The sequence below is a fragment of the Syntrophobacterales bacterium genome, from assembly GCA_019429105.1.
GTDB lineage: Bacteria > Desulfobacterota > Syntrophia > Syntrophales > UBA5619 > DYTH01.
The window spans coordinates 1-20,624 of sequence record JAHYJE010000044.1 but is presented as its reverse complement, the minus strand read 5'-3'; the positions used below and the strand labels follow the sequence as shown (position 1 = coordinate 20,624).

21 protein-coding genes are annotated in these 20,624 nt (G+C 54.2%); 13 read left to right on the top strand and 8 right to left on the bottom strand.

Translation table 11 applies throughout. The features are described 5' to 3' along the window. Positions 1–267, top strand: a 267-nt coding sequence (locus tag K0B01_12705) for a hypothetical protein (GenBank protein ID MBW6486999.1), incomplete at its 5' end; no start/stop codon positions are given. 125 nt (positions 268–392) lie between these two features. Here the strand turns inward: K0B01_12705 and K0B01_12700 are convergent. From K0B01_12700 to K0B01_12685, 4 genes are all read right to left on the bottom strand, one after another. Continuing rightward, positions 393–881 (bottom strand): GNAT family N-acetyltransferase, encoded by a 489-nt coding sequence (locus K0B01_12700; GenBank protein ID MBW6486998.1) that lies wholly within the window; start codon positions 879–881, stop codon positions 393–395. 7 nt (positions 882–888) lie between these two features. Then, positions 889–1,929, bottom strand: coding sequence for a D-alanine--D-alanine ligase (locus tag K0B01_12695; protein ID MBW6486997.1), 1,041 nt, complete (start codon positions 1,927–1,929; stop codon positions 889–891). Between the two features lie 149 nt (positions 1,930–2,078). Then, positions 2,079–3,050 carry a D-alanine--D-alanine ligase gene (locus K0B01_12690; GenBank protein ID MBW6486996.1) on the bottom strand — a complete coding sequence of 324 codons (972 nt, stop codon included), beginning with the start codon at positions 3,048–3,050 and terminating at the stop codon, positions 2,079–2,081. 99 nt (positions 3,051–3,149) lie between these two features. Beyond that, positions 3,150–4,460 (bottom strand): KamA family radical SAM protein, encoded by a 1,311-nt coding sequence (locus K0B01_12685; GenBank protein MBW6486995.1) that lies wholly within the window; start codon positions 4,458–4,460, stop codon positions 3,150–3,152. Between the two features lie 618 nt (positions 4,461–5,078). On the opposite strand from K0B01_12685, the gene K0B01_12680 reads away from it, so the two are divergent. Further along, positions 5,079–6,311, top strand: coding sequence for an MFS transporter (locus K0B01_12680; protein MBW6486994.1), 1,233 nt, complete (start codon positions 5,079–5,081; stop codon positions 6,309–6,311). A 5-nt stretch (positions 6,312–6,316) separates the two neighbouring features. After that, positions 6,317–7,465 (top strand): radical SAM protein, encoded by a 1,149-nt coding sequence (locus tag K0B01_12675; GenBank protein MBW6486993.1) that lies wholly within the window; start codon positions 6,317–6,319, stop codon positions 7,463–7,465. Positions 7,466–7,612: 147 nt separating this feature from the next. Here K0B01_12675 and mnmG read toward each other — a convergent pair whose 3' ends face one another. Next, a complete protein-coding gene (gene mnmG / locus K0B01_12670) occupies positions 7,613–9,487 on the bottom strand; it encodes a tRNA uridine-5-carboxymethylaminomethyl(34) synthesis enzyme MnmG (protein ID MBW6486992.1) in 1,875 nt (624 codons plus the stop codon). A gap of 164 nt (positions 9,488–9,651) precedes the next feature. Between mnmG and K0B01_12665 the strand changes: the two genes are divergently transcribed. The 3 genes from K0B01_12665 to hisF all read left to right on the top strand — a co-directional run bounded on the left by K0B01_12665 (position 9,652) and on the right by hisF (position 12,260). After that, on the top strand, positions 9,652–10,587 hold the full coding sequence (locus K0B01_12665) for a TIGR01212 family radical SAM protein (protein ID MBW6486991.1): 936 nt from the start codon (positions 9,652–9,654) through the stop codon (positions 10,585–10,587). Between the two features lie 268 nt (positions 10,588–10,855). Continuing rightward, positions 10,856–11,488, top strand: a complete 633-nt coding sequence (gene hisH / locus K0B01_12660; GenBank protein ID MBW6486990.1) for an imidazole glycerol phosphate synthase subunit HisH — start codon at positions 10,856–10,858, stop codon at positions 11,486–11,488. Then, positions 11,481–12,260: an imidazole glycerol phosphate synthase subunit HisF gene (gene hisF / locus K0B01_12655; protein ID MBW6486989.1), complete on the top strand. Its 780-nt coding sequence runs from the start codon at positions 11,481–11,483 to the stop codon at positions 12,258–12,260. Before hisH ends, hisF begins: the two co-directional genes overlap by 8 nt. Here the strand turns inward: hisF and K0B01_12650 are convergent. After that, complete coding sequence (locus K0B01_12650; protein MBW6486988.1) at positions 12,252–13,025, bottom strand: SDR family NAD(P)-dependent oxidoreductase; 774 nt, start codon at positions 13,023–13,025, stop codon at positions 12,252–12,254. The genes hisF and K0B01_12650 overlap by 9 nt on opposite strands. A 372-nt stretch (positions 13,026–13,397) precedes the next feature. Between K0B01_12650 and pdxS the strand changes: the two genes are divergently transcribed. The 7 genes from pdxS to K0B01_12615 all read left to right on the top strand — a co-directional run bounded on the left by pdxS (position 13,398) and on the right by K0B01_12615 (position 19,802). Beyond that, positions 13,398–14,279: a pyridoxal 5'-phosphate synthase lyase subunit PdxS gene (gene pdxS / locus K0B01_12645; GenBank protein MBW6486987.1), complete on the top strand. Its 882-nt coding sequence runs from the start codon at positions 13,398–13,400 to the stop codon at positions 14,277–14,279. Positions 14,280–14,298: 19 nt separating this feature from the next. Further along, a complete protein-coding gene (pdxT, locus tag K0B01_12640) occupies positions 14,299–14,979 on the top strand; it encodes a pyridoxal 5'-phosphate synthase glutaminase subunit PdxT (GenBank protein ID MBW6486986.1) in 681 nt (226 codons plus the stop codon). 30 nt (positions 14,980–15,009) lie between these two features. Continuing rightward, positions 15,010–15,345, top strand: a complete 336-nt coding sequence (locus tag K0B01_12635) for a YhbY family RNA-binding protein (GenBank protein MBW6486985.1) — start codon at positions 15,010–15,012, stop codon at positions 15,343–15,345. Between the two features lie 309 nt (positions 15,346–15,654). Continuing rightward, the gene (locus K0B01_12630) at positions 15,655–16,332 is read left to right on the top strand and encodes a fumarylacetoacetate hydrolase family protein (protein ID MBW6486984.1); all 678 of its coding nucleotides are present in this window, start codon (positions 15,655–15,657) and stop codon (positions 16,330–16,332) included. A gap of 186 nt (positions 16,333–16,518) precedes the next feature. Continuing rightward, positions 16,519–18,000 (top strand): DegQ family serine endoprotease, encoded by a 1,482-nt coding sequence (locus tag K0B01_12625; protein ID MBW6486983.1) that lies wholly within the window; start codon positions 16,519–16,521, stop codon positions 17,998–18,000. A 62-nt stretch (positions 18,001–18,062) separates the two neighbouring features. Further along, entirely contained in the window at positions 18,063–18,725 is a 663-nt protein-coding gene (locus tag K0B01_12620; GenBank protein ID MBW6486982.1) for an endonuclease III domain-containing protein, read from the top strand. 15 nt (positions 18,726–18,740) lie between these two features. Continuing rightward, positions 18,741–19,802, top strand: a complete 1,062-nt coding sequence (locus K0B01_12615) for a CehA/McbA family metallohydrolase (GenBank protein MBW6486981.1) — start codon at positions 18,741–18,743, stop codon at positions 19,800–19,802. A 26-nt stretch (positions 19,803–19,828) separates the two neighbouring features. Here the strand turns inward: K0B01_12615 and K0B01_12610 are convergent, their stop codons facing one another. Together K0B01_12610 and K0B01_12605 are read right to left on the bottom strand one after the other, a co-directional pair. Beyond that, positions 19,829–20,503 (bottom strand): MBL fold metallo-hydrolase, encoded by a 675-nt coding sequence (locus K0B01_12610; protein ID MBW6486980.1) that lies wholly within the window; start codon positions 20,501–20,503, stop codon positions 19,829–19,831. Continuing rightward, positions 20,391–20,624 (bottom strand): hypothetical protein (locus tag K0B01_12605; protein MBW6486979.1); only part of this gene is annotated, 234 nt, incomplete at its 5' end. The genes K0B01_12610 and K0B01_12605, both read right to left, overlap by 113 nt.

Here is a 20,624-nt window from a genome sequence, read left to right as displayed (position 1 = left end):
TCGGCGGCGATGCTCAGATCGTCGTTGAATGGTGTCAGTATCGGCGTCATCACGCCTGTCGTTTTGTTTTTTTTCATTCTGCCTGCATCCTCCTTAGTTTTCCATCATGTCGTTTGCCAACTCTCCCTACCGTCTGTTCCTTGTGCAATGGGACGTCTTAGCTCAAGCTTGACCTTCGGGCAATCTTCGTTCGAAGACTGTCATATGGTTACTATTTCTGTCAAGAGTAAACGAGCGCTGTCCACGATGAATTTGTTCTCCGCATAAGTATCTGATTTTACTGATGTGACTAAAATTGCAAATCTGCCATTTTCCGCTTATATTGGGCAGAGCAACACGATCCTGGAGCACTGTCGGCTTTTCCTGCGCTAAAAAAACCTTTTTCTCCTCCCTCAAAACGCCTTTAGAAAAATGATTTTACCGTCTTGCGGGGCGTAGAAATTTTCAAGGAAGGCCGCCTCGCGATAACCGCACGCCGTGTAAAACAGGCGGGTCGGTGCGTATTGGGGGCGGGAGGAGGTGTCCACGTAGATGCGCTGCGCTCCCCGTGCCGCCATGACTTGCTCCGCGGCCTCCAACAGCGCCCGGCCGATTCCCCGGCCCTGCCCCGACGGGTGGACGGCTATCCAGTAGAGGTCAAAGCTGTGCACGGTCCCCGGGATCGGCCCGAAACAGGCATAGCCGACAAGATTGTTTGTCTCTTCGGCAAGAAGAAAAAAATAGCCGCTGCTTTCGCCTTTTTTAAGTCGCTCCTCAACAAGCTCCCCGGCGATGTCGATCTCCTCGGTCGAGAAAAATCCGGTCGCCGAGATCAGCAGGCCGACGGCTTCCCTGTCTTGTGGGCGCAGCTCAGTGCGGTATGTGATTTTCTTTTCCCGCATACATTACTCACGCTGCATCATTGATTATCCGCGAGAGCGCCTCGGCGTGGCTCATGTTGATTTGGGCCGCGGCTGCGAGAAATCCCGCGCCCGGCGAGAGACAGGGATTGGCGTTCACCTCCAGAATCCACGGGCGCCCAGCGGCGTCCACCCGGAAATCAACACGGGCGTAGCCCCGCAGCTCAAACAGCCGCCAGCATGCGAGCGCGAGTTCCTTCAGGCGCGCCAGCAACGGGGCGTCGCTTGGAGGAAAGGCAAAGCTTCTCGTCGTTGCAGCATACTCGAACGACTTCACCTCCCACTTTGCCCTGTAGCCGACAACCCGCACCTTGCCCGGCGGGTAGCCATCAAAGCGTATCTCCGCCGGCGGCAAAACCAACGGATTCCCTTGTTCCGGAAGAGGGACGGCGCCTCCCACAGAGTCTTCCCTTTTAAATTTTGGTGTTGTATCATCTCCGGCTATCAGCGACACATTGAACTCCCGGCCTTCGATGAATCGCTCGGCAAGCCAGCTCCCGCCCAGATTCTTTTTCCGGGCGGCCATCTCCTCGATAATCTTCGTTTGTTCCGCGGCGAAAAACACAGATTCCTCATCCAGGCCCACCGAGGCGTGTTCCCAAAGCGACTTGACGATCCATATACCTGGGCCTGTCGTCATTTTTGGTTTTTCCCTTTTGGAAACCCAGGGCGGCGTCGGCAAGCCTGCGCCGGCAAGAGTTCTCTTCGCGAGCAGTTTATTGGAGGTGAGAAACATTGCCTCCGTCCGCGCTCCGGTATAGGGAATCCCCAATGCATCGAGTAGAGAAGGAGCCAGATGGATCAGACTGCCCTTGCCCGAGAGCGACTCAACCAGATTGAAGACAAGCGCCGGTCTGACATTGGACAGCTGCTGCAGGGACTCTTCAAGGTTCAGGGAGACGGAAACGGCGCCCGTTTCGTGCCCGAGCCGGGCCAGAACTTCGGAGACGAACGCAACCTCGGCGAGCCCATCCTGTTCATCCGGACCCGCCCCTTTTGCAACTTCCCCGTGCATTATCGCTATCTTCATCTTGGGAGCTCTCTTTTTTCGGCACCTTACGTCATTTTCAGACGGATGCAGAGCCGGGGCCTTTTCTGCCCCTGCCCAGTAAAAGAATTTACGTTATTTTTTTAAGGGACTTGCCCTTGCGGCGCTCACACAGGAGAAAATCTGCTTGCTCACAGACGCTTCAGCGCGGAGTCAACAATTCCGGATATCAACTCCTGATAGGAAACGCCGGCAAGGTCGCAGAGAATCGGCAAATCCGAATGCCCTGGCCGCAGTCCGGCGAGCGGATTTACCTCGATGAAATTGGGAACCCCGTCGGCGTCGGCGCGCAGGTCAATCCGCCCGCCGTCGCGACAGCCTAACCCGCGCCAGGCTGCAAGGGCCGTGTTTGCGGCGGCAGCGGCGATTTCACCCTTACCCGGGCGATATTCGATACGCCCTTTCCACGCTTCCTTGTTTGCGTAGGAGTAGATATCCTGTTTTGCCTTTTTAGTAAAAAGCACCTCCATCACCGCGGGAACGTACGCGTTCACGCCAGTGCCGATAATGCCGACTGTAAATTCCCGTCCCGGCAAAAAGGACTCTACGAGAACGGGCTGTTGGAATTTTGCCAGCAATCCCGAGCAGACACGCACAAGCTGCTTCTGTTCGCTGATTTTCGAGGCGGCGGTGATCCCCTTGCCCGTGCCTTCGGCGACCGGTTTGGCAAAGAGCGGAAATGCCATTTGCAGCGCCTCTGCATCCGCACCGGTTTCGACAACAGCGAAATCCGGTGTCGGAATCCCGAGGTCGCGGATTACGTGCTTGGTCATTCCTTTGTGCAGCGTCAGCGCCAAGACAAGCGGATCGGAAAAGACAAAGGGAATATCCCAAGCCTCGAGCAGTGCGGGGATCTGCGCCTCCCGACCGGCTCCCCGGAGCCCCTCGGCGATATTGAAGACTAAATCCCACCTCTCTCCGGCCACCAGCCGCGGGGCAAGCATCCGGATGTTGCCGATTGGCTCCGTATCAAAGCCCAAGGCCCGCAGAGCCCCCTCGATCGCCGCGATCGTCTCCGGACTGTCGAACTCCGCCGTTGCTTCGTCCGTAAAACCCGCGGCTTGGTAGTCATCCCGCAGGTCGTAGGTTATCCCGATTTTCATTTAAAAACAGCCCTTTATAATTGTTAATGCCGTTTTAACCCTTTATCCGGGAGTAAAGGCCGTGCTTATGGTGATTTGCGGCAAAGTTGCCGCCCTGCTTCAATGCTTCAGCGCCGTCAAGTCGGGTAAGTCGCCCCAATGATCCGGGTAGCGAAAGAGGCGCCCCTCATAATTGCGCAGCAAAAGATAGCCGTCTTCGCGACCAGCGACATATTCCGGGAGGAGCGGCACCTTCCCGCCGCCTCCGGGGGCGTCGATCACGTAGGCGGGAACAGCGTAGCCGGAGGTAAATCCCCGCAGCCCCCTTATTATCTCAAGCCCCTTGGCAACCGGCGTCCGGAAATGGGACGAACCGACAATAGGATCGCACTGGTATAGATAGTACGGTTTGACTCGCAGCTTGAGCAGGCCTTGAAACAATTTTTTCATCGTCTCAATATCGTCATTTATCCCGGCCAGGAGCACGGTCTGGCTTCCCAATGGAATGCCCGCATCGGCGAGGCGCTCGCAAGCCCTTGCGGCATCCTGAGTCAGCTCGTCCGGATGGGTCATGTGGATGCTGAACCACAGCGGATGATAACGCCTGAGCATCCTTACCAGCGCCGGCGTAATCCGCATCGGCAAAACCGCCGGGATTTTGGTGCCTATTCTGATTATTTCCAGATGGGGTATCCGCCGCAGATTGCTCAAGAGCCATTCCAACTGCTCATCGGCCAATGTAAGCGGGTCTCCGCCCGACAGCAGTACATCCCTGATCTCTGGATGCGCGGCTATGTAGGCGATCCCCTGCCGCCAGCGAGCGTCAATGGAGTTGCTGTTTGCACGGCGCCCGACGATCCGTGAGCGCGTGCAGTAGCGACAGTAGGTTGAACAAGCATTCGCAACCAGAAACAAAACCCGGTCGGGGTAGCGGTGGACAATGCCCGGTACAGGGCTTGTCGCATCCTCGTGCAGCGGATCGTCTTCCTCTCCGACGCTTCGCAAATTCTCCCGGGCGGAAGGGACGACCGTCCGGCGCAAAGGCTGCAGAGGGTCAATTGGATCGATTAGGCTCAGGTAATACGGTGTTATCGCAAGCGGTAAAGAGGCGGAAATGCCGCTAAACGCCTGACGCTCGTCGTCGGACAGAAGAAGCATCTTCTCCAGCGATTTTACGTCGCGGAAGCGGTTGCGCAACTGCCAGTGCCAGTCATTCCACTCTTGTTTGGTTGTGTGGGGGAAAAAATGCCTGCGGAAGGCCCTTTGTCTGCTGTTTCCCTCCGCAAAAGCAAGCGGCGCCGGGATACCCCGCAAGAAAGGGGCCAACGGGGCGTTTATAGAAAGGTCTTTGCTTCTGACCGTTTGCCTGTGATGTTCGGTGCGGTTGCCTGGAGGTTCCGCATCTTCTTCTAAAAGTGACTCGTCTTCCATTTTTTAAGCCTCCTGTATTTTTGCCTTGTAAAGGGTCCTTTTTGTTTCGCACCGGGAAGTGTTGCCCGATCCCCATCCTTCGTTCATTTATCGGTAAATATCAAAACGATACAGCGACTATCCTTGTGCGGCGCACTAAGCTTTTTGCATATCCCTGTCAAGAAAAATTTACGGATATTTCCGCACCGGTAAAATGGAGGGGATATTCACCGCCAATCAAGCTCCAGCGCCGGCATAATGCGTCCTCCCAACGCTCGAGCTGGCGTTGCTCTTCGCCAAAGCCTGCAATATCAACATTGATTGTAACTGCTCAGGTTGTTTAGACTGTAGTCTGTTAGGACTGCGCAAAGAACGAATCAATGACCCCAACACCTTTTCAGTCGAGGCAATTGCAAAACCATTTGTCATTCCCGAAAGCGCAGCTTAATGTCCATAATGTCTCTATCGGGAATATGGTTTTTCAAGCAGTTAGAACCAGATTCCCGCTCAGAATCGTTGCGGGAATGACAAGAATGGGGAGTTTTGCAATTACCTCATTTGCGGGAAACTTTCCCGGCAAAATGTCTTGACATGCCCTGAGCTACTTCATAAACTCCCGTCGCCAAAAGGAGGCCCTTTATGACCAAGAAGCTTAATGTCCCTCCAGCGAATCAAGCAGCCCCGAGTCGTTCTCAAGCGGTCATGTTTATCGTCATGCTGGGGGTGGTGAGTCTCTTTGCCGACATGAACTATGAAGGCGGCCGCAGTCTGTCCGGCCAGTATATCAACCTGCTGGGGGCAAGTGCCTTTGCCCTTTCCCTGGCCGCCGGGCTGGGTGAATTCCTCGGTTACGGGTTGCGATTTTTTTCCGGCGTTCTGGTCGATAAAACGAAAAGCTACTGGTTTATCATGTTTACCGGCTACGGCATCCAGCTTTGCGCCCTGCCGGCTCTGGCCTTGACCGGGGATTGGCGCTGGGCGGTGGCGTTGCTGCTTCTGGAACGTATCGCCAAGGCCTACCGCAAGCCGGCGGGCGACGCCGTCTTGGCATACGCCTCTTTTGCGCCGGGCAGGGGCTTCGGCTTCGGTCTGCATGAGGCGATGGATCAGGTTGGCGCGTTCCTGGGACCGGCCCTGCTTTCAGCCCTGCTCTTTTTCAACAAGGACGGGGCTGGCCTGGGCGGACTCCGGTTGGGGCTGTTGCTGCTTTTTGTGCCGGCTGCCGGTGCGGTGCTGGCCCTTGCGGTGGCCCGCCACTTTTTCCCCCATCCGGACCGCTTTGAATTGCCGGACAAAGCACCGCTAATCGGAACCTCCGGCATCTCCCGGGGCCTCTGGATCGTGATCATCGCCGCAGGCTTTCTGGCTGCGGGGATCACCGATTTTCCGCTGATTGCCTTCCACCTTAACAAAACTGGAAATTTCCCGGCAGCGGCCATCCCCCTGCTGTACGCAGGCTCTATGGCAGTGGACGCAGCCGCAGCACTGCTCCTTGGAAAATTGTACGACAGGCTCGGGTATCCGGCACTGCTTATTCTGTTTGTCGTGGAAATTTTCACGGCGCCACTGCTTTTTCTGGGCGGGACGACGGCTATTGTCGTCGGGATGGCCCTGTGGGGCGTTAGTATGGGCACACAGGAGTCCGTGCTGAAAGCGGTCATTGCCGATCACTCCGCCAAAGACTACCGGGGACGGGCATTCGGACTTTTTCAGACCGTGTTCGGCGCCTTCTGGTTTGCCGGGAGCGCCTTGCTGGGATGGCTTTACGGGGTCGGCATTCCCGCTTTGGTTGCTGCCTCGGTTGCTTTGCAGGGAATCGCCCTGATATTGTCAATCGCCGCGGGGACGGTGTTGAAAAAGGAGGAGAACTGATGAATATGGATGAACCCTTTGAACAGGGGCCGATTCGTCCGCCCAGCGAGGCCAACAGCCTGCTTTTGCGCCTTACCCGCAACTGCCCGTGGAACCGTTGCGCGTTTTGCAGCAGCTACAAGGATGCGCGTTTTTCGCTCCGGGGTTTTGAGGATATCCGCCATGACATTGACAACATGTCGGCAATTGCCGACAGGCTGCGGACCCTTTCCGTGCGCGAAGGGGAAAAGGGGCGTATTTCGGAAGAAATAATCCGCATGGTTTGGGATCGTCGCCCTCTCTATGGTGAATACGAACGAGCGCTTGCCCTGTGGCTCTATTACGGCGGGGAGTCCGTATTTCTGCAGGATGCGGACTCACTCGCGATGAAAACGGGCGATGTCATAATCATCCTCCAATACCTGCGCCGCGCCTTTCCCTCCATCCGCAGAATCACGACCTATTGCCGCTCTCATACCGCCGCGCGCAAATCAGTTGCCGAGCTGCAGGGCCTTAAGGAGGCCGGCTTGACCAGAATTCATGTGGGCTTGGAAAGCGGTTCCGACAGGGTGTTGAAGATGATCAACAAAGGCGCGACCGCGGCCCTGCACATCGCAGCGGGAACCAGGATTAAGGCCGCAGGGATTTCGTTAAGCGAGTATGTAATCCCCGGTCTGGGCGGAACGGATCATTCCCGGGAAAACGCCTCCGAGACAGCAAGGGTTATAAACGAGATCGATCCGGATTTTGTGCGTCTGCGCACCTTGCACGTTGTGCAGGGAACGCCGCTTGCGGAAATGATGCAAAAGGGGGTGTTCACGCCGCCCGGCGACGAGGGTATTCTCCGGGAAATTAGCGAATTCATTTATTGTTTAACTGGCATCGGTTCGACGATAGTCAGCGATCACATCCTGAACCTGCTGGAGGAGGTCCAGGGCAAGATGCCGGATGACAAAGAGAAGATGCTCAATGCAATTGAGCGATATTTTGCCCTTTCCGAACAAAAACGGCGGATCTTTCGTCTGGGAAGAAGAAGAGGCCTTTACAGGAACCTGGACGATTTATCTGCTGGCCAAACCTATCGGGAATTGCAGGAAATTGTGGATTATTATGAAAAGCAGGGCAAAGGGTTTGCCGACAAAAAAATATCCTCCCTCATGAACGACTATATCTGACGCAAAATATGAGTGCATTTTACGATAAGGAGGCCTCACGAATGCATCCGCAACTATCCGGCGTGCCCTGCAACAGGAGCCTCCGCATTGCGACGCTGCAACCTTTGCTCGCGGGGTTTGTTTCTTCGTCAATCCTTTCTGGCAGGATCACTGTGAATGCCTGTATTCGCGCTTTTTTAAAGCCACCAGCAGCGCCGTAATCGCCGCATCGGTTATGCCGGGGATGCGTCCTGCCTGACCGATGGTGGCCGGAGCGACGCGGGTGAACTTCGCCTGCAGTTCGTTGGACAACCCGGGGACGGAGGCGTAATCAATATCTGCCGGGATAGTTACCCCGTCGAAGTCCTTCCTTTTTCTGATTGCTTCCTGCTGCCTTTGTATATAGCCCTCGTATTTTGCCTCAATTTCGATCTCTTTTTTCACGAAGCTGTCCGGAATTTCCTCCCAGCCGGCAAAGCGAGCAAGGTCATCATGGCACACTCCCTCGCGTTTGAGCAGTTGAAACAGTGTGACCGGATTTTTAATCGGAGCCGTGTTTAACTCCCCAAGAACCTTTTGCGTCTCCTCCGTGGGAACGATCCGGGCGGAAGAGAGCCTCTTGATGCCGCCGGCAATGCGGCTGATGTGATCCTGCTGCTGCTTGTATTCTTCATCCGTGATCATCCCCAATTCGTGACCTTTTTTCGACAGTCGGATTGTGGCGTTGTCTTCGCGCAATAAAAGCCGGTATTCAGCGCGGGAGGGGAACATTCGAAAAGGCTCATCTACTCCCCTTGTAACAAGATCGTCCACCATCACCGCCAGATACGCCTCGGACCTTTCCAGAATGAAGGGGGGCCGCTTCTGCACCGCGAGCGCCGCGTTGACGCCGGCCCAGAAACCCTGACCGGCGGCCTCTTCGTAACCGGAGGTGCCGTTGATTTGGCCGGCCAGGTAGAGGCCGGCAACCATTTTTGTCTCCAGCGTCAATTTTAGCTGGGTTGGCTGGACAAAGTCGTATTCAATCGCATAGGCCAGGCGCATGATCTCCGCCTCTTCCAGTCCGGGAACACTGTGGACGATCTCTTCCTGTAACGCGGGAGGCAGGCTGTTGCCCAGCCCTTTGGCGTAAATTTCCTCGGTTGCGATTCCCTCATGCTCCAGTACAACGGGATGGCTTTCCTTACCGGAGAAATGCATCACCTTGTCCTCCAGAGACGGGCAGTAGCGGGCGCTGACGCCGGTAATAGCCCCGGAATACAACGGAGAAAGATGGATGTTGGCGTGGATCAGCCGATGGGTTGCCGCGGTCGTCGCCGTAAAAAAAGAAGGCAGGCGCTCGGTGCGGAGCCTTTGGGTGCGAAATGAAAACGGTTCCGGATCGGGATCGCTGTCCTGGCGTACGGTTTTAGAAAAGTCTATCGTGGAGGCCTTCAGACGCGGGGGAGTGCCAGTTTTAAACCGTCCCATTTCCAAACCGAGCGATTTCAGGCAGAAGGCAAGCTCCAGGGAGGCAATTTCGCCGGCCCGTCCCGCCTGATAGCGGACGTCGCCAATATGGACCAGTCCGTCCAGGAAAGTGCCGGTCGTGATCACGACCGCCTTTGCCCTGTAAAATACACCCGGTTGATCCACAACACCGCAAATGCCCCCGTCTTCTACAATGACTTTTTCCACGAGCCCCTGGCGGAGGTGAAGATGCGGCGTCTGCTCCAGGACGGACTTCATTGTCAGACGATACAGTTGCTTGTCGCACTGAAAACGGGTAGCCTGCACCGCCGGCCCTTTGGAGGCGTTCAAGCGGCGGAAATGGACTGCGGTCTGGTCGGCAATACGTCCCATCTCGCCGCCGAGGGCGTCCACCTCCTTAACGATCTGGCTTTTGGCCAATCCGCCGATCGCCGGGTTACAGGGCATAATTGCCAGCGAATCAAGACTGATGTTGAAAAGCAGCGTCTCACAGCCCAGCCGCGCCGCGGCGAGCGCGGCCTCGCAGCCTGCATGGCCGCCGCCGATCACAATTACGTCATACTCCCTGTTCATTGGTCTTTCTTTCTCCCCGCGCAATTGTCTTACAAGTCAGCATCTGCAACAGCATTTCCCCCTTACCGACCGGCTCTTCTGCAGCCCCTTGTCCAATCCGCCCTTGCAGTTCGACTGTTAATCTACTATGATCCCTCCAACGAACGCAACCAAAAAGGAAAAACGTGCCCAAGCCTGCTTTCTGGAACAATAATAAACGTTACTACGATCTCAAGAGTTACTGGAAAAACCTCTTTGGCTTCCCCGTGCACAAGCTTATTATAGATGCCGGTTTTACCTGCCCCAACCGGGATGGGAAGGTTGCGAGGGGAGGGTGCACTTATTGTGACGGACGGGGCTCGGCACTGCGTCAGGCGGGGTCTCTGCCTTCAGTAGGCGAGCAGCTTCGCCGGGGAAGGGAGTTTTATGGCCGGAGTGCCCCGGCAAAGAAGTTTATCGCCTATTTTCAGACTTTTACAAACACCTACGCCCCCGTCGAAGAACTGCGCGAACTCTACGATGAGGCGCTGGCAGGCGATGACATTATCGGCCTGGCGATTGGAACCAGACCTGATTGCGTGCCGTCTGAAACTCTTGCCCTGATCCGTTCTTACGCACAGCTTCATCACGTCTGGCTGGAGCTTGGCCTCCAGTCGATCCATAACCGGACGTTACAGGAAACGAACAGGGGCCATGATGCGACAACCTTCCGTGACGCGGTCGCCCGCGCGGCCGGCGCTCCGCTTCTGCTCTGCGCTCATATCATTGTCGGCCTTCCCGGCGAATCAAGGGCGATGATAATGGAAACGGCGCAGGCGATCGCCGCAATGCCGCTGCAGGGGATAAAAATACACTCGCTCCTGGCGCTGCAGGGAACTCCGCTGGGCAATCGTTTTCAGCGGGGCGGTGTTGACCTGATGAGCCAAGAGGAGTATGTTAACATTGTTTGCGACATCCTGGAGCTGCTGCCGCCGACGATGGTGATTCAGCGGCTGACGGCGGACGGATACAGGGATATCTTTCTCGGCCCCCCGTGGGCGGCAAACAAACTGGCCGTGATAAATGCGATTAACCGCGAATTAGAGAAAAGGGACAGTTGGCAGGGGAAACATTTCACGTGAAACAATATTGTAAAAATACATAAAATCATAGTCTTGAGGCAATTGCAAAACTCTCACATTCTGTCATTCCCGCAATGATTTTAAGCGGGAAAACGAAGTTTAATGTTCATAATCTGGTTCTAACTGCTTGAAAAACCGTATTCCCGATAGAAGCATTGTGTACATTAAGCTCCGCTTTCGGGAATGACAAATAGTTTTGCAATTGGCTCCCTTGAATGTTTTTTTCGTGGGAAGCGGGCATGAGTCTCTTCGTTGAAAGGGTAAATGAATGATCGGAATCGTCGATTACAAGGCGGGCAATGTGACCAGCGTGGCGCGGGCGCTTGCGTTTTTGCAAGAGCCCTGCGTCGTTACGCATGACAGCAAAGTGCTCGACCGTGCCAGTCATATCATCTTTCCCGGTGTGGGAGCTGCCGGGGCGGCAATGGCCAACCTCAGGGAGCGCGGACTTGACGAACAACTGCGCAAATGGGTGCAGGCAAAAAAACCGGTGCTCGGCATCTGTCTGGGTTCCCAAATTATCTTGGACCGCAGCGAGGAAGACAACGCCGCCTGCCTGGGCATCGTTTCCGGCATAGTGAAGCGGTTTCCGCTGGGGCTCCAGGACGGACCCCGGAGGCTAAAAATACCCCACATGGGATGGAACAGCGTCGAATTCAAACAAGGGCATCCAGTGTTTGCGGGGATTCCCCGTGAATCCGAGTTTTACTTCGTTCATTCTTTTTACACCGCACCCGCTGATGAAAACTGCGTCGCCGGCTGGACAGATTATGGGATTCGTTTCTGCTCCGCCGTAGCGCGGGGCAGCCTGGTTGCCGTTCAGTTTCACCCGGAAAAAAGCGGCCGTCCCGGTTTGACGCTCTTGGCCAATTTCTGCCGCTGGAGAGGTGATTATGCTTAGCAAAAGGATTATCCCCTGTCTCGACGTCCGCGACGGTCGTCTGACAAAAGGGATTAAATTTCAGCAAAACGTGGATATCGGCGATCCGGTCGCAGCGGCACGCGAATATTATGAGCAAGGCGCCGACGAAATTGTCTTTTATGACATCACCGCTTCTGCCGAGCGGCGGGCGATTATGCTGGATGTCGTCAAACGGGTTGCCGAAACGATCTTCATCCCCTTTTCCGTGGGGGGCGGAATCAAGACGCTGGAGGAGATGCGACAGGTAATCCTTGCCGGTGCGGAGAAGGTCAGCCTCAACTCTTGGGCCGTGCAGCATCCGGAAATAATAACCGCGGGGGCAAGGGCCTTCGGCAATCAGTGCATAGTTTTGGGTATGGACGTTAAGAAGTCGCCGGCAAGTCAGCATATCCCCTCCGGATACGAAATCGTCATCAATGGCGGACGAACGCCAACCGCCATAGACGCCCTCTGGTGGGCAAAAGAGGGAGAGAGACTCGGCGCAGGGGAGATCTGTCTGAACTCTATCGACGCAGATGGAACTCAAACGGGCTATGAACTGACCCTTACCGAAATGATCTCCACCGGCGTCGGAATCCCGGTAATCGCCTCCGGCGGCGCAGGACAGCCGGAGCACCTGCTCGACGTTTTAACTACGGGGAAGGCCGATGCCGCCCTGATCGCCTCGATGGTTCATTACCGCAGTCATACGATCTCTTCAATAAAGACCTTTCTTTCCGAAAACTCCGTCAGAGTGCGCCAATTATGGTAATTTTCTGTCAACAGCAATCCCGCTGGCAGCTTGACATACGGGCATTAACTCAATCCTGGTTATATTGACATGCGGCGGCTGAGAAACCGCCCAAAGCACAGCATCGGCCACAGACTCGGGACCAAGGGGCTCGACCCCTTCGTAAACCTGCGCCGCCTTACCTTCATCGCCCTTAAACCTCACCTGTGAAAACTCGGTGCCGCCCACCATGGCCGGCTCTATATTGGTAACTCGGACAGCGGTACCCAGAAGATCGGCCTTCAAATTGAGCGAGAACTGCTTCACAAAAGACTTCGTGGCGCCATATACGTTGCCGCCAAGGTAGGGATAAGTGCCGGCAACCGAACCAATATTCACAATATGACCGCGGTTTCTGGCAACCATCCCCGGTAAAAGCAAATGGGTGATGTGGGCCAGCGCTGTACAATTTACATCTATCATGTCCTGCCAGTCCCTCCACGAAGCTTGTTGTGCAGGCGCCACGCCTAAGGCCAATCCGGCATTGTTGATTAAAATATCGACGGCAGAAAAAGCGTCCGGCAGCTCTTTGAAATGTTGGGCCAGGTTTGCGTGGTCGCGAAGATCACAATTCACCAGATGGCAGGTTGTCAAATCTCGGAGCTCCTGGGCAAGCGCCCGCAATTTTGCTTCGCGGCGCGCAATTAAAATAAGCTTTACTTTGGCCTGCGCCAATTGCTTGGCCACCGCCCGCCCAATGCCGATCGAGGCGCCCGTCACGACAGCAACGCTATATTTTTGAATCATAACAAAATCCTCCACTTGTGAGATGGCCAAAACTTGTTTCGCTCAACGACCACTTAATAGCAGCGAATGTTTATAGATTTAATTGACACAAGTGCTTGCCAAATGCAAGACAGATCCTTGCAACGTCAATCCCCCTCCGGCGGCGCCCTGTCTATGAAATGCGGCGCTTGAGCGTTCGACAAAAATAACTGCAAAACTCTCAAAATTATTCTTGACGTCCCTGCACGGATGCCATAGAAATAAAGATTGCCGTTTCTGCTGCAATAAATGCAACTGATTGACGCAGGGAAGTAAAAAGGGTAAGTGAAGCCGGCTGTTTCTGACGCAACACGGCGGCAGGATTGTATATTTTCACAAAGGGGGAAAGTGGTAATGGAAACAAAACGATATGAGCTGAATGTCCAGTTGGCGCAGATGCTCAAGGGCGGCGTTATCATGGATGTAACAAATGTGGAACAGGCGAAAATCGCCGAAGACGCAGGTGCGGTGGCGGTCATGGCCCTCGAACGGGTTCCTTCTGACATTCGCAAGGACGGCGGAGTGGCCAGAATGTCGGATCCCGCGATGATTGCCGAAATCAAAAAGGCTATGACGATTCCGGTTATGGCGAAGGCGAGGATCGGCCATTTCGTGGAGGCGCAGATACTTCAGGAGCTCAAGATTGATTACATCGATGAAAGCGAGGTGCTGACACCGGCGGATGAGGAATGCCATATTGACAAGACGAAATTCTCGATACCTTTCGTCTGTGGGGCGCGCAATCTGGGCGAGGCGTTGCGGCGAATCGCCGAGGGCGCAGCGATGATCCGCACGAAAGGTGAGGCGGGAACGGGAAATGTCGTTGAAGCCGTGCGGCATATGCGGACGGTGAACCGAGAAATTCGCAGACTGGTCGGCATGCCGCAGGAAGAGGTAACAGCCTTTGCCAAGGAAAACGGCATTCCCTATGAACTGGCGTTAAAGGTTCGGGAGCTCGGGCGGCTGCCGGTTGTAAACTTTGCCGCCGGCGGAATCGCGACTCCGGCAGATGCGGCGCTGATGATGCAGCTTGGCTGTGACGGGGTCTTTGTAGGCTCCGGGATCTTCAAATCGGCGGCGCCAGCCAAACGCGCCCGGGCCATTGTCAAGGCTACCGCCTACTTCAACGACCCAGCCAAGGTGCTCGAAGCGTCGCTGGACATCGGCGAGGCGATGCCCGGTTTGGAAATTTCCTCTATTCCCGAGGAACAGTTGCTGGCCGGCCGTGGCTGGTAAGCAATACAACACTAAAGCAATGAGCAGCTTTGACTTCAGTAAACAGGAAGGCGCCAGCGAAACAATCGGGGTTCTGAATCTCCAGGGCGACGTATTCGAGCATCTCGATCACTTGGAGAGAATCGGCGTTCCGTGCCGTTCCGTAAAACATGCCAATGAATTCACTCATCTGGCAGGGCTTATCATCCCCGGCGGTGAAAGCACCTGCCTTTCCAGACTGCTGCACATCTATGGCATCGATCAGGCGATCATCAGCAACTGCCAAGGGGGGATGAAAATCTGGGGTACCTGCGCAGGCGCAATACTCCTCGCCCGAGCGATCAAGGGTGAGAATCCTCATCTGGGCCTGATCGACATGGAGATAGAACGCAACAGTTTCGGCAGCCAACTGGACAGTTTTACGCGCGAGGCTTCAGTGCCGAGAGTTTCCCCTTTGCCGATGCCGCTTACGTTCATCCGCGCCCCGAAGATTATCCGCGTCGGCAGCGGGGTCGATATTCTGCTTAGGCAGGACGACTTCATCGCGGCTGCGGAATCGCCGGCTGTACTGGTCACGGTCTTTCACCCGGAATTGACGCCTTCTTTGGAGTTTCACCGTTATTTCGCCCGTAAATGCGGCCTGCTCCCCCTCGCGGAAGGAGCTGCCGCATCGCCCGGATGGGACAGGACAAGCTGGATGCGGCGCGCCAGACTCGCTTAAGACAACGGCAAAATAGAAAGGAAAATGAGTATGGAAGACCTGAAGGGGTTTGAGAAGAAATATCTGCGCGGTCTGGCCCATAGCCTGAAACCCCTCGTCCTGATCGGCAAAGAGGGGTTGACTGACGGCACAACTCTTGCTGTTGATGAAGCACTTTCCCTGCACGAGTTGATCAAGATAAAATTCAACGATTTTAAAGAAAGCGAGCAAAAGATCGTCCTTACCAATGAGCTGGCGCTGAGGACGAACAGCCACTTGGTAGGCATGATCGGACACACTGCCGCCTTGTACCGCCGACAACCAGCTCCGGAGAAAAGGAAGATTGCATTACCCGTGAGAACCGGACGCAAGCAGGTTGGCAAGTGACGCCAGAAACAACTTTTGTCCGTGGTCCGCTGCAAAATAGAAATTTTACCGTAGCAGCTCAGTCCGATCTTTGTCTGTTTCGCTATTATAACGGTTATCTGCCGGTAAATAGCGGCAAAGGAAAGATTTTATTTTTTTGGCGATTCTGCTATAGGGAACAAAAATAATCGGGGGTTGTTTATGAAAATCGTAAGGTTTTTGACGGAAAATAGGGATCTTTGCCTTGGAGCGATAGATGAAAGCAGGCCCGGGGAGGCACTGGCGCTTGAGGGGGATCTGTTTGGAAATCTCGAAAAAACAAGCAAGATCATGCGCATATCGCAACTACTTTCTCCACTCGCTCCGCCGAATATCCTGGCCGTTGGGCTAAATTACGGACGTCACGCCGAAGAGACCAAGGTCAGCCGTCCGGAAATCCCGGTTTTGTTTATTAAGGCGACAACGAGTGTGATCGGTACGGGGGAGACGATCGTACTGCCGGCGGCGGGGCCTGATCAAGTTGACTATGAGGCTGAACTGGCCATCGTAATCGGCAAAAAGGCGAAAAACGTCCGCCGGGAAGATGCCCTGAAGTATGTGCTGGGATACAGTTGCGCCAATGACGTCAGCGCCAGGGACTGGCAGATTGAAAAACAGAAACGGCAGTGGTCGCGCGGCAAAAGCTTCGACACCTTCTGTCCCTTGGGTCCCTGCATCGTTACCTGCGACGAAATTCCCTCTCCCAATAATCTTCGCATTTGTTCCATATTAAACGGCAAAATCATGCAGAATTCCAATACAGCAGACATGATTTTCGATATCCCGGCCTTGATCAGCGATCTCAGCCAGTCGCTTACCCTGCTTCCCGGTACGGTAATTCTGACGGGCACTCCGGAAGGAGTGGGATTTGCCAGAAAACCGCCGGTCTTTCTCAGGGATGGCGACGAGATAGTTATAGAAATAGAAAAGATAGGGCGCCTTGTCAACCGCGTGGGCACAGAAGCATGATAGTAGCGCCCCGCACTGCCAATGGAATATTTTGCGCCTTTTCGTCGTCAGGCACAGCTTTTTAATAAATGCGGGACGGGGATGCATTGACAAATTGTAAATGACTAATATATTGCAGGGCAAGATGCCTTTTGGGATTTCTTGGGTTTTATTGTTTGATATTGCTTCTGGAGGAGGAAGAGTAAAATGAAAACGGAAAACAGGGGACGAAAAACCTTCGTCATGTTTCTCATTGCTTTTTTGATCGGTTTTTTTATCGTTTCGGCAGTTGAGGTTCTGCGCTCTTCATTTTTCAGGTCATCGCCGGTGCCGGATGTGCAGGAGGCCTCTGCCGTTTCAACCTCTCCGCTGTCACAGGCGCCATTATCGTTTGCCGATCTGGCGGAAAAGCTGAAGCCATCAGTGGTGAATATCAGCACCACCAAGATAATGCGCGGGGGAGGGGTGCGATCGCCCTTCGAAGGATCCCCCCTGGGACGATATTTTGGCGGCGATGATTTTTTTGAACGCTTTTTTGGCGACGTTCCCCAAAGAGAATTCAAGCAGAAAAGCCTGGGCTCGGGTTTTATCATCAGTCATGACGGCTATATATTTACAAATAATCATGTTGTTGAGAAGGCAGACAAGATTCTGGTAAAACTGTCCAACGGCAAGGAGTATGATGCAAAGGTAATCGGTAAGGATGCCAAGACGGACATCGCCCTGATTAAGATAAAGCCCTCGGAAAGCCTCCCTGTCGCTGATACCGGAGACTCCGACAAGTTGCGGGTCGGCGACTGGGTGATGGCCATCGGCAATCCTTTTGGGTTGGAACAGACCGTGACCGTCGGGATTGTCAGCGCCAAGGGAAGGGTGATTGGCGCGGGCCCTTACGACAATTTTATTCAGACAGACGCCTCCATCAACCCCGGCAACAGCGGCGGGCCTCTTTTCAATATGCAGGGACAGGTAATCGGAATAAATACGGCCATTGTCGCGCAGGGGCAAGGAATCGGCTTCGCGATTCCGATCAGCATGGCAAAGACGATCCTGCCGGATCTTAAGTCCCGGGGAAAGGTGACGCGGGGATGGATGGGGGTCTCGGTACAGGACATCAGTGAAGATATTGCCAAAAGCCTGCGGCTGAAAGATCAAAAGGGCGCTTTGGTTTCCGATGTTGTGGCGGGTGACCCGGCCGAAAAGGCCGGCTTACGCGCCGGGGATGTAATAACGGAGATAAACGGCAAGGCCGTCGCCAACACGCACGAGCTGCTGCTCTTGATCGCCGGCCTGCGCGTAGGAGAAACCATCAAGGTGAAGGTTGTCCGGGATGGGCAGGAAAAAATCTTCCCGATTTTAATTGCCGAAAGAACCGACAACGCCGAAACGGCATCTGCAAAGATTTCCGGCGAAGCCTTCGGAATGGCCGTGCAGGAGATAACCCCGGAGATAGCCACGCAATTGGGACTGCCGGTAAAAAAAGGAATCATCGTCGTCGATGTTCAGAGAGGCAGCCTGGCCGATGAAGTGGGCATCCAGCCGCAGGATATCATTCTCCAGGTGAACAAGGCCAAGGTAACGACTCTGAAGGAATATAAAAACGAAATTGCGAAAGTCGGCGCCAAGGGCAATATTCTGCTGCTTATCAGAAGGGGGCGGACAACCTTCTTTGTGCCCCTTGTAAAGTAAGGAACGATCACCAGTGACGATGCATAGAAAATGCGGACACTGACTGATTGCCAGGCGTGAGCATGTTGCGGCTGAAACCCCGGAATGACCTTGTTGATCTCTATAAACGACTGGAGGAACGCTTCGGTGACCTTCACTGGTGGCCGGCGGACGACCCCTTTGAGGTTATGGTTGGGGCTATTCTTACCCAAAATACCGCCTGGACGAACGTTGAGAAGGCGATTGCCGCGTTAAAGGAACGCGGCCTGCTTTGCGCCGAGGGAATACTGCAAATTCAGGAAACCGAACTGGCAACTCTGATCCGTCCTTCCGGCTACTATAATCTCAAGGCCGCCAAACTGAAGGCCTTTGTAAGATTTTTCACGGAAGGTTATTCCGGAAGCGTTGTGGATATGCAAAAAGAGGAGCTGCCTGTCCTGCGCAACAAGCTCCTGAAGGTGTGGGGCATCGGCAGGGAGACGGCGGACAGCATTCTTCTGTACGCCTGCGAACAACCGGCCTTCGTGATTGACGCCTACACGAGAAGAATCCTGTTTCGTCATAAGTTGGTCAGTGAGAATCTGGGATATGAGGAAATACAAACCCTGTTTATGAAGGCCCTCCCGCATGAAGTGCCGCTGTTTAAGCAATACCACGCGCTAATCGTCAACGCCGGGAAAAATTTCTGTCGCAAGACGCCGAATTGCCGCGACTGTCCCCTCGGCGCTTTAAAAGAAATCGCTTGATAAGATAGAAACACGATGAATTTGCAAGATTATGCCGGGGTTATCCATTTACACTCGCAATATTCCTTCGACGGGCGCACGCCCGTCCCGGAAATACTCGGCGCGGCGCGGGCAAATAAAATAGACTTTCTGCTTCTTACCGATCATTCCACCATGCAGGCCCGGACAGATGGTTTTGAAGGATGGCGGGACGGTGTGCTGCTCGTCGTAGGAGAGGAAATAGCTCCGCGTTTCAACCACTATCTGGCTTTCGGCCACGACAGGGCGGTTGATTGCGCAGAAAAAGAACCGAACCTGCCACCTCAAATCTATATTGACCGAGTGAACGCCCAAGGCGGTTTTGGCTTTATCGCCCACCCTGACCACTCGGGGACACCATTGTTTCATGTGAAACATTACCCCTGGCAAGCGTGGTCGGTAACGGGCTATCGGGGCATCGGCATCTGGGATTTCATGACGGACTGGCAAAACAGCCTTACTGGATATTTGCGCGCAATCTTGAGCTACGCTTTTCCGGCATTTTTTCTTTGCGGCCCCTGCCCGGCCACCCTTGAGCGATGGGACTCTCTGACCTCGGCGCAAGCCGTTGTCGGCATTGGCGAACTGGACAATCACGACACCAGAAAACGCTTATGGCAATTTACCCTTTCGGTGTTTCCGTTTTCCCGGGTCTTTAACCTGCTCCGAACACATATCCTGACCGAGCGGCCACTGACCGGCAATAGTCAAAACGATATCAAGGAAGTGCTCCGTTCCCTGAAAACGGGGCACTGTTACGTTTCCCTCGACTATTTTTACCCGGCGACGGGATTCTCCCTGACGATTAACGATGGACAAGCGGAGGCTACGATGGGGGATCGTTTTCTCCTTCAAGATACCGCCCAATTACAGGTTTCCTTGCCTCGCCCGGCCAAGATAAGGCTGATTTACAACGGTCGTTTGATTCAGGAAACGGTGGGCAAGGAGCTGTCATATATGGTTCGCAACCCGGGCGTTTATCGTATAGAAGCATATCTGAAAGCCTGGGGGCGCTATCGTCCCTGGGTGTTCGCCAATCCGCTCTATGTAGTTGTCTAATAAAACTCGATACTTACTTTAATTTGCTAAGGCATCCGGCGTATTCGGACTTCTATCCCCTTGTCGGCCTTGAGGAGAAAGACGAGCCGGTTGGTGTCTGTTTCTCCGTAGTGATAGGGGTAGAGAATGGCTGGGCTCAGGATGCGGGCGGCCGCAGCAACCATTTCCGGCGTCATCGTGTAAGGCAAATTCATGGGCAAAAAGGCAACGTCTATTTTACCAAACGACCCCATCTCTTTTATGTTCTCTGTGTCGCCCGCTATATAAACCCTTTTATCTCCGAATGTTACAATATAGCCGTTGCCGCTTCCCGGCGGATGAAAAGGCTGACCGGGGGCGCGCAAACGGAGAACGTTATAGGCGGGAACAGCCTCGATCGTCAGGCCGTCTATGACTGTCTTGTCGCCGTTTTTCAGAACTTCCCCTCGCCCGAGTTTCAGAAAACAGGGTTCGGTTAAAACAATCTTTGTTTTTTCTGTACTTATAAGCTTAATCGTGTTTGGATCAAAATGATCGAAATGCTCGTGAGACACAAGTATTACATCCGCCTTGGGAAACCTTTTATAGTCTTCTGCTTTTCCCACGGGATCATTGTAAATCACCTTGCCGTTGAACGTGAAATACAGGGAAGAGTGGCCAATAAAGGTGATGCTTAAATCCCCTGTCGCGGTTTGAATAACGTCGGTCTCCAGCTTTGCCAGCGGCGACCTGGAATTGTATTAAAGCTGGCGGGACGAACATGGTGTGTGACGTAACTGAGTCTTCTTCCTTGGAAATAAATTTATAAATATTCTTCTTCCATTTTCTTCGTTTTGTTCCCCT

What these genes read in the sequence shown, in the direction of transcription:
- K0B01_12615 (MBW6486981.1), top strand. Translation starts at nt 18,741, where the DNA reads ATGAATTTGCAAGATTATGCCGGGGTTATCCATTTACACTCGCAATAT.
- mnmG (MBW6486992.1), bottom strand. Translation starts at nt 9,487, where the DNA reads ATGAACAGGGAGTATGACGTAATTGTGATCGGCGGCGGCCATGCAGGC.
- K0B01_12690 (MBW6486996.1), bottom strand. Translation starts at nt 3,050, where the DNA reads ATGAAAATCGGGATAACCTACGACCTGCGGGATGACTACCAAGCCGCG.
- K0B01_12680 (MBW6486994.1), top strand. Translation starts at nt 5,079, where the DNA reads ATGACCAAGAAGCTTAATGTCCCTCCAGCGAATCAAGCAGCCCCGAGT.
- K0B01_12685 (MBW6486995.1), bottom strand. Translation starts at nt 4,460, where the DNA reads ATGGAAGACGAGTCACTTTTAGAAGAAGATGCGGAACCTCCAGGCAAC.
- K0B01_12635 (MBW6486985.1), top strand. Translation starts at nt 15,010, where the DNA reads ATGGAAGACCTGAAGGGGTTTGAGAAGAAATATCTGCGCGGTCTGGCC.
- K0B01_12695 (MBW6486997.1), bottom strand. Translation starts at nt 1,929, where the DNA reads ATGAAGATAGCGATAATGCACGGGGAAGTTGCAAAAGGGGCGGGTCCG.
- pdxS (MBW6486987.1), top strand. Translation starts at nt 13,398, where the DNA reads ATGGAAACAAAACGATATGAGCTGAATGTCCAGTTGGCGCAGATGCTC.
- K0B01_12620 (MBW6486982.1), top strand. Translation starts at nt 18,063, where the DNA reads ATGTTGCGGCTGAAACCCCGGAATGACCTTGTTGATCTCTATAAACGA.
- K0B01_12625 (MBW6486983.1), top strand. Translation starts at nt 16,519, where the DNA reads ATGAAAACGGAAAACAGGGGACGAAAAACCTTCGTCATGTTTCTCATT.
- hisH (MBW6486990.1), top strand. Translation starts at nt 10,856, where the DNA reads ATGATCGGAATCGTCGATTACAAGGCGGGCAATGTGACCAGCGTGGCG.
- K0B01_12675 (MBW6486993.1), top strand. Translation starts at nt 6,317, where the DNA reads ATGGATGAACCCTTTGAACAGGGGCCGATTCGTCCGCCCAGCGAGGCC.
- K0B01_12650 (MBW6486988.1), bottom strand. Translation starts at nt 13,025, where the DNA reads ATGATTCAAAAATATAGCGTTGCTGTCGTGACGGGCGCCTCGATCGGC.
- hisF (MBW6486989.1), top strand. Translation starts at nt 11,481, where the DNA reads ATGCTTAGCAAAAGGATTATCCCCTGTCTCGACGTCCGCGACGGTCGT.
- pdxT (MBW6486986.1), top strand. Translation starts at nt 14,299, where the DNA reads ATGAGCAGCTTTGACTTCAGTAAACAGGAAGGCGCCAGCGAAACAATC.
- K0B01_12700 (MBW6486998.1), bottom strand. Translation starts at nt 881, where the DNA reads ATGCGGGAAAAGAAAATCACATACCGCACTGAGCTGCGCCCACAAGAC.
- K0B01_12630 (MBW6486984.1), top strand. Translation starts at nt 15,655, where the DNA reads ATGCGCATATCGCAACTACTTTCTCCACTCGCTCCGCCGAATATCCTG.